This window comes from Telluria sp. Soil_C_11 (assembly GCF_057657395.1).
In genome coordinates this window covers 43,492-55,431 of record NZ_JBDGIN010000019.1, presented here as the reverse complement: position 1 = coordinate 55,431, position 11,940 = coordinate 43,492, and the positions used below count along the sequence as shown (strand labels likewise).

The window sequence follows — 11,940 nt, the reverse complement described above, 5'->3', positions numbered from 1 at the left end:
CCCAGAAATAAATGTGTTTTTGGCTGCCAGAACCGGCGCGTTGCTGCGTTGGCTCCTGCTTGCAGTGCCCGCACTGCGGCGCACTCGCCGCCTTGCACCGCATCCGGTTCTGTTTGCCAAGATTCACATTTATTTCCGGTCAAGTACTTTGTCGGCGGCGCGGCTCAATCGAGCTTCCATACATAGGCCAGCTGGCCCCAGCCGGCTACCGGCACGCCGTTGTTCATGGCCGGCTTGAACTTGCACAGGCTGAGCGCATTCAGGGCGGCGCGGTCCAGCACCCGCGAACCGCTCGACTGCTCGATGCGCGCCGAACTCACGCGGCCGTCAGCGCCGACCAGCAGGGCCAGGGTCGTGGTGCCGGTGTCGCCGCTGCGGGCCGCGCTGGCGGGGTAGTCGGGCAGGGCGCAGCTGTTGGCGTCGGCGAGCACCGCGCTGTGCATCTGGCCGGTGTTGGCGGTCGCATTCGTGGCGGGCGGCGCTTCGGGTGCGGTCCGGGCCGGCGTGAACGGGTTGGGCGAGGGCTCGGATTGCGTGGTGGCCTGCACCTGCGGCTGCTCGGGCGGCGGAGCGACGTCGACTTCGACCTTCGGCACCACGATCTGCGGCGGCGCCAGCTGCTGCGCGGGCTTCGGCGGTTCGGGCGGCGTCGGCGGCGGCTCGGGGCGCTGCGGCTCGATCATCACCAGCACCTGGTCGGGCAGGCTGAACGACATCTTCCGGGTGTGCATGCTGTGGACGAACAGGACGCCGACCGCCACATGCAAACCCGCGACCAGCATGAACTTGGTGGCTTTGCTGCCATTGGCGTGGTTCGAGGTAGAGAATTGCATGGTCATCCTCCTTGTTGTTGTGCGGCTTGAAGCAGGTTCGCTAAGCTGTGGAATCAATATATGCTAGGTCCTAGCAATGTGTAAAGCGAATTCTTAGCAAATTTACTTCCATTCGTTACTTGTATTACATTCGTTGGTGTTGCCGTCCTTGTATGGAATAATCTCCCTGTCAGATACCAGGGAATGGCAAGCAAATGCAGAAAGAACCAACACCGATCCGCGTGATGCTGGCGGACGACCACCCGATCGTGATGACCGGTTTCGCCATGTCGTTGGGCGCGCAGGGCATGGAAGTGGTGGGCCAGGCCAAGTCGCCCAGCGAGGCAGTGGCGATGTACGCCGAGCAAAAGCCCGACGTGGCGGTACTCGACATCCGCTTCGGCACCGAGCTGACCGGCATGGACGCCGCGCAGAACATCCTGAAGGCCGACCCGCAGGCGAAGATCGTGTTCCTCAGCCAGTTCGACCAGGACAGCCTGATCAAGGAAACCTACCGCATGGGTGCGCACGCCTTCGTGACCAAGGACTGCGACCCGGCCGACCTGGCCGAGGCGGTACGCCAGGCGCACGCCGGCAAGCTGTACTTCCTGCCCCAGATCGCCGAACGCCTGGCCAGCCTGGCGGTGCGCGGCGACGTCTCGCCGCAGTCGATGCTGGACGAGCGCAGCCTGGAGATCTTCAAGCTGATGGCGGAGGGACTGACCAACAACGAGATCGCCGAGCGCCTGAACCTGTCGACCAAGACCATCAGCAATATCAGCCAGTCGGTGAAGGAGAAGCTGGGAGTGCACCGGCAGGCCTACATCACCAAGCTGGCGGTGAAGCATGGCTTGATCGAACCCTGAATTACGGACTGACGTGTTGCGTCGTGTGCTTCGGAAGCTGAACTTGGATTCCCGCCTGCGCGGGAATGACGTGCGGGAGGCGCGGACTACGAACGTACCTACGACCCGCAGCCTTAATACGTCATTCCCGCGAAGGCGGGAATCCAAGTTCGCTTTGGCTGCCATCGCAATCGCAGCCCTGACCCTGGCCACAAGCGCCCACGCCGCCAAACCCACCCAGCAACCCGTCGAAGGCTTCCGCTTCCAGTTCGTCACCGGCGATGACAGCGCAGTCACCAAGCGCATCACCGAAGACCTGTACAAGCGCATGGTCCCGATCTTCGCCGCCTTCCGTACCGAGCTGGCCCAGCGCCGCCGCATGCTGTACGTGGCGATCGGTCCGGCGGCCCTGCGCGAGGTCATGGCGAAGCGCTGCGACTGCGTGGTGATCTCCGCCTTCACCTCGAGCCAGGTGTACCGAGCGATCATGGCCAGGGCCGCGCATGGCGGCGCGCATCCGGTCGCCAGCACCGCGGTCTACGCCGAGCCGGCCCCGGGCGACCAGCTGCGCCTGGCCGCGCTGCTGTACCGCCGCCCGGTGCGCGTGGGCGCCATCCTCGGCGTCGACACGGCCTTCCTGCGGCCGGTGCTGGAGGCGGACCGGGCCACGCATGGCAAGGTCACGGTGCTGGATGCCGGTGCCGGCGAGGACATCAACCGCCTGCTGAACCAGATCGCCCAGACCGACGTGCTGCTGGCCCTGCCCGACAGTACCGTCTATACCACCGAGAGCATCCGCAACATCCTGCTCTCGACCTATCGCCACAAGCAGGGCGTGATCGGCTTCTCCGGCGACATGGTGAAGGCCGGCGCGCTGGCCACCACCTATTCCGAGATCGAGGACATCGACGCCCAGGTCGCCGAGATCGCCGCCGCCTACGTGGCCGGCGGCGAGCTGGCGCCGCCGCAGTTCCCGCGCTATTTCCGCACCATCGTCAACGAGGGCGTGGCGCGTTCGCTCGACCTGACGGTGGGCGATGAGGTGCGCAACTTCGCCCGCCGTCCCGCCAGCCCTCCCGCCGGCGCCCCCGCCAACGCCACTGCAGCGCGCCGGCCATGATGCGCTACCTGTCCTTCTGGCGCGGCTGGAGCATCGGCCTGCGCATGGCTTTCATTACCATGCTGCCGGTGGTGCTGCTGTTCTCATCCTTCGTCTCGTATTCCTGGTATTCGCACCGCGCCCAGGTCGACGAGGAGCTGGCCGAGCGCGGGCGCATCCTCGCGCGCGCGCTGGCCGAGACCAGCGAGTACAACGTCATTTCCGGCAACCTGTCCGACCTGCGCCTGACCATCAACGGCCTGGTGCAGTCGGACCGCAGCGTGTACCGCATCGACGTGGTCGATACCAGCGGCAGGAACGCCGTCAGCGTGGTCTCCGAGCATCCGATCCAGGCCGAGGCGCGTTCGTGGGAGGCGCCGATCCGCAAGCAGGTGGTGTGGATCAACCTGTTCTCGGACAACGGCACGCCGCACGTCTCCGCCTCCAGCGACACCCGCCCGCCGACCCTGACCACCGAGGTGGTGGGGAAGGTGAGGGTGACGATGTCGCCGACCAGCATGCTGGCCAAGCAGCTGCGGCGCTTCCGTGTCGAGCTGGCGATGGCGGCGCTGGCCCTGATCGCCAGCGGCCTGCTGGCCTACGTGCTCGCGCGCAGCCTGACCGTGCCGCTGCGCGAGGCGATCGCCGTGCTGCGCGCGATCCGCGGCGGCGACTACCGCGTCGAACTGCCCGTCACCACCGGCGGCGAGGTCGGCGAGCTGCAGGCCTCGATCGGCGAGATGTCGGTGGCGCTCGACCGTTCCAAGCAGGACCTCGAGAACAAGGTGGCCGAGCGCACCCGCGACCTGCTGGAGTCGCGCAACGAGGCGCTGCGCGCCGACGCCGACAAGCGCAAGCTGATCCAGAAGGTCAACAACATCATCGAGGACGAACGCAAGAGCATCGCGGTCGAGATCCACGACGAACTGAACGCCTCGCTGATCGCGGTGCGCCTGGAATCGCAGACCATCCAGCAGCTGGCGAACAAGGCCCCGCCGGGTCCGGAAGTGGAGCAGATCGGCGCCAAGGCGCAGGCGATCACCAGGCTGGCGCTCGACCTGTACGCCAACGGCCGGCGCCTGGTGCGGCGCCTGCGCCCCGAAGTGCTGGACATGCTGGGCCTGCACGGCGCGGTGGAAGAGATGGTCAGCCACTACCGCGGCAGTTCGGGCGTGGATTTCGAATTCCATTCGGAGGGTGACTTCTCGCGGCTCGGCAACGAGCTGGCGATTTCCGCCTACCGCATCGTGCAGGAAGCGCTGTCGAACATCATGAAGCACGCGCACGCCAGCGCCGCCCATGTCAGCCTGGTGCTGTCGGAGGATGATGAGGCCCTGCACATCGAGGTCGGCGACGACGGCGAGGGCTTCGACCCGGCGGTGGCCTCCGAAGGCATCGGCATCATCGGCATGCGCGAGCGCGTGTTCGCCCTCGGCGGCACGATCCAGTTGCGTTCCCGGCCCGGACGCGGCACCACGGTGGCGATCGTCCTGCCGCTGGACGGCGCAAACGCGGGCGCAACCGAAGCAGGCAACTGAGGTACATTAGCGGCTTCGCACCACCCATCACTCAAGAATCAAGACGGCCATCATGTCCAATGAATTGAAGACGCCTTTCGAGAAGGGCAACCAGAACCAGACCACCACCTGGGCCGATTGCATCGCCTGGTACGAGGACCTCGCCAAGGCTTATCCGCGCGTGCTGCGCTTCAGCCAGATCGGCACCTCGGATGCCGGCGTGCCGATCCACGCGGGCGTGGTCTCCTCCGACGGCGTGTTCGACCGCTTCGAGATCAAGCGCGACCGGCGTCCGGTTTTCTTCAACAATAACGGCATCCACCCGGGCGAACCGGAAGGCGTGGACGCCTGCATGGCGCTGGTGCGCGACTTCTGCCAGCAACCCGAACGCCTGGCGGGGTTGAAACGCACCGTGTTCATCTTCATCCCGCTGTACAACGTCGACGGCGCCTTCAACCGCAACGACACGTCGCGCGTGAACCAGGACGGTCCCGAGCAGTTCGGCTTCCGCGGCAACAGCCGCCACCTCGACCTGAACCGCGACTTCGTCAAGTGCGACACCCTCACCGCGCGCGTGTTCAACGAATTCTTCACCGCCTGGGACCCGGACGTGATGGTCGACACCCACACCTCGAACGGCGCCGACTACAGCTACACCATGACCCTGATCCAGACCCAGGCCGACAAGCTGGGCGGGGAGCTGGGCGACTTCCTGCGCGACACCATGCTGCCGGCGATGTACGCCGAGATGGACCGGCGCGGCTGGCCGACCTGTCCTTACGTGAATCCGGTCAAGGACAGCCCGGACGACGGCATCGCCGATTTCCTCGAGACCCCGCGCTTCTCGACCGGCTACGCGGCCCTGCACCACACGATCGGCTTCATGCCCGAGACCCACATGCTGAAGCCCTTCGCCGACCGCTACCACTCGATGCGGGCGCTGGTCGAGACGGCGCTCGATTTCACGGTCGCCAACGGCGACAAAATCGTCCAGCTGCGCCGCGCCGCCAAGGAGCAGGGCCGCACCCGCCGCGAATGGCCGATCCACTGGGCGATGGACGACGCCAATCCTTCCACCTTCCGCTTCAAGGGCTACGAGGCGAAGTACAAGCCGAGCGTACTGGGCAACTACCAGCGCCTGTGGTACGACCGCAGCGCGCCGTTCGAGAAGGATATCCCTTACTTCAACCGCTTCCCGGCCGACGTGGTCGTGTGGGCGCCGCGCGCCTACGTGGTGCCGCAGCAGTGGCGCGAAGTGATCGAGCGCCTGCAGTGGAACGGCGTGCGCATGGAGCGCGTGACGGCCGACCGCCAGCAGGACGTCGCCTGCTACCACGTCAGGTCGGTGGTTTCGCGCCCGCACGCCTACGAAGGCCATATGTTCCACGACGACGTGCAGCTGGAGCGCCGCTGCGCCAGCGTGCTGCTCCGTACCGGCGACTACATCGTGCCGCTGGACCAGGACAACGCCCGCTATGCGATCGAGATGCTGGAGCCGCTGGGCCACGACAGCTTCTTCCGCTGGGGCTTCTTCAACAGCGTGCTGGAAAAGAAAGAGGCATATTCGGACTACGTGTTCGAGGACGAGGCCGAGAAGCTGCTGCGCGACGAGCCCGGGCTGGCCGCGAAGTTCGAAGACTGGAAACAGGCGCATCCCGAACTGCTGGAAGACCAGGGCGCGGTGCTGGACTTCATCTTCGCCCATTGCGCACGCTACCGCGAGCCGGAGTGGCGCCGTTATCCGGTCTTCATGATCGATTGAGCGCCCGATTCAACAAGGAGAAGAATATGCATCGCACTATCCTGGCGTTTCATGCCGCCGCGCTGGCATGGCTGGCAGCAGGAGGCGCGCAGGCTGCGCCGTCCGCCGGCCAGACCTACTTTCAAAGCAACTGCGCCAGTTGCCACACGGTCGATCCCAAGCTGGGCTCGCGCGCCGGTCCGGGCCTGTACAACGTGGTGGGCCGCAAGGCCGCCGCAGTGGCGGGCTATAACTACACCGACGCTTTGGCGAAGGCCGGCGCCGCCGGCAAGACCTGGACCCGTGAAGAACTTGATGTCTTCCTGCGCGACCCGAGCAAGGACGTGCCGGGCACCGCGATGCCGATCGGGATCGCCGATGCGAAGGCGCGCGCCGCCGTGATCGATTACCTGGCGACGCAGAGCGGCAAGCCGGCAGTGGCTGCCGCGGCGGCCGCGAAGCCGGCCGGCGGCAGTGAAAAGGCCGGCGCCTGGACCGAAGACAAGCCGGGCGACCTGCACCACCTCACCGTCGACAAACTCGCCGCGCCCTTCGCCAGCGAGAGCGCGGGCAACGGCCCGAAGGTGGCCGCGCGACCGGATGGCGCGATGCCTGCGGTGCCGAAGGGTTTCAAGGTGTCGGTGTTCGCCGGCGACACCGGCAAGGCGCGCCTGGCGCTGCGCGCGCCGAATGGCGACATCATCGTCTCCGAGGCGAGCAAGGGCCAGGTCAGCATCCTGCGGCCGGGCAGCGGCGGCGACAAGGCGGACAGCGCCAGCGTGTTCGCCACCGGCCTGTCGCGTCCCTACGGCCTGGCCCTGTGGCCGTCCGGCGCGAATCCGAAATACCTGTACGTCGCCAACGTCAATTCGGTGGTGCGCTTCCCGTACACGGCCGGCGACCTGAAGGCGAAGGGCGAACCGGAGACCGTGGTCGAGAAGATCGCCGACACCGGCGGCGGCCACGTCACCCGCACCCTGGCGTTTTCGAAGGACGACAGGACGATGCTGCTATCGGTCGGCTCGGCCACCAACATCGCCTCGAACATCGGCGCGAAACCGCCCGAGGCGCTCACCCAGTGGGAAGCGAAGCACGGCCTGGGCGCAGCCTGGGGGGAGGAAACCGACCGCGCCGCGGTGCTGGCGTTCGACCCCGACGGCAAGAACCGCCGCCCGTTCGCCAACGGCCTGCGCAACTGCGTCGGCATGCTGGTGCATCCGCAGACCGGCGACCTGTTCTGCAGCGTGAACGAGCGCGACGAGCTGGGCGACAACCTGCCGCCGGATTACGTGACGCGCGTGAAGCAGGGCGGTTTCTACGGCTGGCCGTGGTACTACCTGGGTGCGCACGAAGACCCGCGCCTGAAGGGCATCCGTCCCGACCTGAAGGACAAGGTGACCGTGCCCGACACCCTGATCCAGGCCCACTCGGCGCCGCTCGGCATGGTGGTCTACCAGGCCCCGGCGGGCGCGAAGCACGCCTTCCCGAAGGAATACGAGGGCGACATCTTCCTGGCCCTGCACGGCTCCTGGAACCGCGGCACCCGCACCGGCTACAAGGTCATTCGCGTGATGATGAAGAACGGCGTGCCGACCGGCCAGTACCAGGACTTCATGACCGGCATGGTGCTGAGCGACCGCGATGTCTGGGGCCGTCCGGCCGCGGTGGCGGTGGCGGCCGATGGCGCGCTGCTGGTGGTGGACGATGCGGGCGGCGTGGTGTGGAGAGTCGCACCGGAGCGTTAACGAAATCGCGGCGCGGACCGTGGTGGTCCGCGCCGCGGAACGGGTAAAACGCTGTGCGAACGGTCAGGCGGCGACCGGGGTGGCCGGCAGCGCGATGCCCAGCGCGGCTGCGGCCAGGGTATTGTCGGCTTCCGAGCCAGCGAGGACGTAGCCGCGCTCGAGCAGTTTGCGCGTGTAGTATTTGTTGTACATGAAGGCCCAGACGACGCCGACGAAGAATGCGCCGACGCCGAAAGTCATGATGCCGATGATGACGGAAATAACGAAGGCGCCGATGAAGGTGATGAAGTCACCGCGGAACAGCGCCGGGAAAAAACCGAAGAAGAACGTCGTCCAGGAAAATCCGTAGTAGCCATCCTTGATGATGCCGGATTCCTTGTGTTTGAGTGCGATACGCGTTGCCATGGAGTTCCCTGTTTGGAGTTATTGTCGGGATAGTATGACGACAAATTCTTTTGGGAAACTATCACATTCTCACAAGCACCGTAAATATGCATCAAAAAACCGGGGGCCAGCCCCGGTTTTTTTAGGTCTTCGTCCCGGGGGGCGGGCTTACTTCGATTCCGCAATCCAGCGGTCGACCTTCTTCTCCAGCAGCGCCAGCGGCAGCGTGCCTTCGCCCAGCACGATCTCGTGGAACTTCGGCAGGCTGAACTTGCTGCCCAATGCCGATTCCGCGCGGCGGCGCAGTTCCTGGATCTTCAGGGAGCCGATCTTGTAGCCCAGCGCCTGGCCCGGCCAGGCCATGTAGCGCTCGGTCTCGCTGCGCGCGATCGATTCCGGATAGCCCAGGGTCTCGCGCATGTACTGGATCGACTGCTCGCGGGTCCAGCCTTTCGCGTGCATGCCGGTGTCGACCACCAGGCGCACCGCGCGCAGCATCTCGTCGTTCAGATGGCCGAAATAATCTTCCGGCTTGTCGAACAGGCCCATCTCCTTGCCGAGGGTTTCGGCGTACAGCGCCCAGCCTTCGGTGAAGGCGTTGTTGCCGCCGAACTTGCGGAAGTTCGGCAGGTCCAGCTCCTGCATCAGGGCGATGTGGAAGTGGTGGCCCGGCTGGCCTTCGTGCAGGAACAGCGTCACCATGCCGGTGCTGCCGTACTGGGTCGGGTCGTTCACGACCGACCAGAACACGCCCGGGCGCGAGCCGTCCACCGCCGGCGGCGTGTAGTGGTCGGAAGCCGTGGCGCGCGAAAGTTCCGGCTCCAGGCGCAGGTCGAGCGGGGTCTTCGGACGCAGCGTGAACAGCGCCGGCAGTTTGGTCTTCAGCTGGGCGTCCAGCTTGCGGTAGACGCCGATGACTTCCTGGTCGGTCTTGAAGGGCTTGTACTTCGGCTGTTCCAGCACCCAGGTCGGCAGGCCGGCGGCCGGACCGTTGTACCCCATCTGCGGGCCGATGCGCGCGTATTCGCTCTGGATGCGCGCCACTTCCTTCAGGCCGATCTGGTGGATCTGCTCCGGTTGCAGGTCGGTGGTGGTCTGGCTCGCGACGCGCACCAGGTACCAGTCCTGGCCCTGCGGCAGGGCGCTCCAGCCGGTGCTGGTGCGGCAGGCCGGCAGGTATTCCTTCTCCAGGAAGGCGGCCAGGCGGGCCAGCGCCGGATTCAGCTTGCCGTCGATGGTGCTGCGGTAGCCTGCGCTCAGCTTCTTTTTATCTGCATCGGAAAACCTGGCCGGCAGGTTCTTGATCGGGGTGTAGTAGATGCTGTCTTCCGGCTTGCTGGCCACCAGCTGCTTGAACTGCGGCAGGGCCGACACGATGACCGCCTTCGGCTGCACCACGCCGCGCTGCATCCCTTCGCGCATGTTGGCGATCGCCTGGTCGATCCAGGGGCCGAGCTGGTTCAGGCGGCTCAGGTAGGCCTGGTAGTCCTTCACGCTCGACAGCGGCTGGGCGCCTTCGCCGCCGGCGTAGTTCGCCAGCGTCACCGGCAGGTTGTCCATCTGGTTGATCGGCAGCAGGTGCTCGGGGAAGGGCTCGAAGCGCAGCGCCGTGGCCAGCTCGTAGTCGAGGATGTCGTAGCTGGTCTGGTCGCGCTGCGGCAGGGCGTCGCGGCGGATCGTGTGCAGGCGCTTCCGGTAGTCCTTGTAGCGCGCGAATTGCGCGGCGCGGTTCTTCGCCGAGATCGACATGCCGATCTGGTCGGCGAAGCGGTTGTCGCCGCTCTCGCCGGCCGACACCGGGTCGAAGCGCGCCAGCGCATCGTAGTATTCGTCGGCCAGTTTGTTCAGGCGCTTCGAGTCGGCCGTCGGGGCGGCGGCGCTGTTGGCGGCGGCAGGCCTGGTGTCGGCGGCGCCGGCGGGCGCGCAGGCGAGCATGGCGGCGCATGCGATCGCGCCCAGCTTCAGGATGTGGTTCATGTGTGCTTGAAAATCCGGTGATAAGAATAAGGCGGCGACAAGGATACGCCTTGCGCCGCCCGCGGCCCAGTCTTTACGGGGCCTTGTCGATCAATAGCTGGCCAGCGGCGCCAGCGCACCGCCCTTGAAGGTGTACACCGTCACCGCGGTCTTCTTCAGGTTGCCGTTCGCGTCATAGCCGTAGGTGCCGGCCACGCCCTGGTAGCTCATCGTATGCAGGGCCTTGCCCACCGCGGCCGCATCGACCGTGTTCGCATTCCTGATGGCCTGGGCGATGAACATCGTCTGGTCGTAGAAGGCCGGCGCGTAGACGTCCGGTTCGCGCTGGAAGCGCTGCTTGTAGCGCGTCTTGAAGGCCGGGCCGCCGGGCTGCTTGTCGAGCATGGCGCCGGCCTGGGCGCACAGCACGTTCTCGCCGACGGCATCGCCGCCCAGCTTGGCCATCTCGGGGCTGCACAGGGTGTCGCCGCCGAGCAGGCGGACGTTCGCCAGGCCGAGCTGCTTCATCTGGCGCGCCATCGGCGCTCCCTGCGGCGCATAGCCGCCGAAGAAGATGGCGTCGACCTTCTTCGCGCGGAAGGCGGTCAGGATCGAGGCGAAGTCGCTGGCCTTGTCGTTGGTGAACTCGCGGCCGGCCACGTTCAGGCCGGAGGCGCGCGCCTGCTTCGCGAATTCGTCGGCGATGCCCTGGCCGAAGGCGGTGCGGTCGTCGATCACGCCGACGGTCTTGATCTTCAGTTCCTTCGCCGCGTAGGCCGCCATCGATCCGCCGACCTGGTTGTCGCTGGCGACGATGCGGAACACGTTCGGGTAGCGCGACTGCGTGATCTTCGGATTGGTGCCGACCGTCGACATCAGGATGCCGGCATCGTTGTAGACGCGCGAGGCGGGGATCGCGACCCCCGAGTTGTAGGGGCCGAGGACGAACTTCACGCCGGCGTCGGCGAATTTCTGGGCCACGCTCACGCCGGCCTTGGGGTCGCCCTGGTCGTCTTCGGACATCAGCTCGAAACGCAGCAGCTTGCCGCCGACCTTGAGCTTTTGCGCGTTGAGTTCCTCGACCGCCAGGCGCACGCCGTTTTCATTGTCCTTGCCGGCGAAGGCGTTCGCGCCCGACAGCGGGCCGCTCACGCCGATGCGCACCAGCTGGTCCTGGGCCGAAGCGGCGGATGCCGCCAGGCCGGCGGCCAGCGCCAGCGCCAGCGGCGCAATCTTGAATTTCGATGGCATTCACTGTCTCCGTTATGTTCCAACGGGCGCCATCATCGCATGATTCAAAGACGCGTGGACAGACTCAGGCCGGCAGCTGGTGCGAAATCAGTTCCAGCGGCAGCGCCGTGGTGTACTTGATCTGCTCCATCGAGAAGGCCGAGGAGACGCCGGCCAGCTGGGCGGTCTTGATCAGCTTCTTGTAGAAGCGGTCGTAGCCTTCGATGTCGGTGGTGACCACCTTCAGCAGGTAGTCGATGTCGCCGCTCATGCGGTGGAATTCGAGCACTTCGGGCAGGGCGATCACGGCCGAGGCGAAGCGCTCCAGCCATTTCTCGTCGTGCTCCTTGGTGCGCACGCTGACGAAGACCGTCACCGGCAGGCCAACCTTGTTGCGGTTGACGATGCTGACCCGGCTCTCGATGTATCCCTCTTCCTCCAGGCGCTTGACGCGCTTCCAGCAGGGCGTGCTGGACAAGCCGACTTTTTCGCTCAATCCGGAAATCGACAGGGTGGCGTCCGCTTGCAAAGCGGCAAGAATCGCACAATCGTATTTGTCGAGAGAATTCATTTTCTTATGCAGTAAGAATGAGAATGCGACTTCTTCTTTC

The 11,940-nt window shown here is 65.8% G+C and carries 10 protein-coding genes; 5 read left to right on the top strand and 5 right to left on the bottom strand.

What is annotated here, in order from left to right:
* Positions 1 to 164: 164 nt before the first annotated feature.
* Positions 165 to 833: an energy transducer TonB gene (locus AC3A6M_RS21815; RefSeq protein WP_487854817.1), complete on the bottom strand. Its 669-nt coding sequence runs from the start codon at positions 831 to 833 to the stop codon at positions 165 to 167.
* Positions 834 to 1,027: 194 nt separating this feature from the next.
* Here AC3A6M_RS21815 and AC3A6M_RS21810 point away from each other — a divergent pair, with 194 nt between their 5' ends.
* From AC3A6M_RS21810 to AC3A6M_RS21790, 5 genes are all read left to right on the top strand, one after another.
* Entirely contained in the window at positions 1,028 to 1,678 is a 651-nt protein-coding gene (locus tag AC3A6M_RS21810; protein ID WP_487854816.1) for a response regulator, read from the top strand.
* Positions 1,679 to 1,832: 154 nt separating this feature from the next.
* Positions 1,833 to 2,777, top strand: coding sequence for a hypothetical protein (locus AC3A6M_RS21805; RefSeq protein ID WP_487854815.1), 945 nt, complete (start codon positions 1,833 to 1,835; stop codon positions 2,775 to 2,777).
* Positions 2,774 to 4,294, top strand: a complete 1,521-nt coding sequence (locus AC3A6M_RS21800) for a sensor histidine kinase (protein WP_487854814.1) — start codon at positions 2,774 to 2,776, stop codon at positions 4,292 to 4,294. The genes AC3A6M_RS21805 and AC3A6M_RS21800 overlap by 4 nt, the downstream gene beginning before the upstream one ends.
* Positions 4,295 to 4,346: 52 nt before the next feature.
* Complete coding sequence (locus AC3A6M_RS21795; protein WP_487854813.1) at positions 4,347 to 6,035, top strand: M14 family zinc carboxypeptidase; 1,689 nt, start codon at positions 4,347 to 4,349, stop codon at positions 6,033 to 6,035.
* 26 nt (positions 6,036 to 6,061) lie between these two features.
* The gene (locus tag AC3A6M_RS21790) at positions 6,062 to 7,759 is read left to right on the top strand and encodes a PQQ-dependent sugar dehydrogenase (protein WP_487854812.1); all 1,698 of its coding nucleotides are present in this window, start codon (positions 6,062 to 6,064) and stop codon (positions 7,757 to 7,759) included.
* A 63-nt stretch (positions 7,760 to 7,822) separates the two neighbouring features.
* Here AC3A6M_RS21790 and AC3A6M_RS21785 read toward each other — a convergent pair whose 3' ends face one another.
* The 4 genes from AC3A6M_RS21785 to AC3A6M_RS21770 form a co-directional block, all read right to left on the bottom strand.
* Positions 7,823 to 8,164 carry a hypothetical protein gene (locus AC3A6M_RS21785; protein WP_487854811.1) on the bottom strand — a complete coding sequence of 114 codons (342 nt, stop codon included), beginning with the start codon at positions 8,162 to 8,164 and terminating at the stop codon, positions 7,823 to 7,825.
* Positions 8,165 to 8,311: 147 nt separating this feature from the next.
* Positions 8,312 to 10,120 (bottom strand): DUF885 domain-containing protein, encoded by a 1,809-nt coding sequence (locus tag AC3A6M_RS21780; RefSeq protein WP_487854810.1) that lies wholly within the window; start codon positions 10,118 to 10,120, stop codon positions 8,312 to 8,314.
* A gap of 90 nt (positions 10,121 to 10,210) precedes the next feature.
* Entirely contained in the window at positions 10,211 to 11,350 is a 1,140-nt protein-coding gene (locus AC3A6M_RS21775; RefSeq protein ID WP_487854809.1) for a branched-chain amino acid ABC transporter substrate-binding protein, read from the bottom strand.
* Between the two features lie 64 nt (positions 11,351 to 11,414).
* Positions 11,415 to 11,900: an Lrp/AsnC family transcriptional regulator gene (locus AC3A6M_RS21770; protein WP_487854808.1), complete on the bottom strand. Its 486-nt coding sequence runs from the start codon at positions 11,898 to 11,900 to the stop codon at positions 11,415 to 11,417.
* Positions 11,901 to 11,940: the final 40 nt, after the last annotated feature.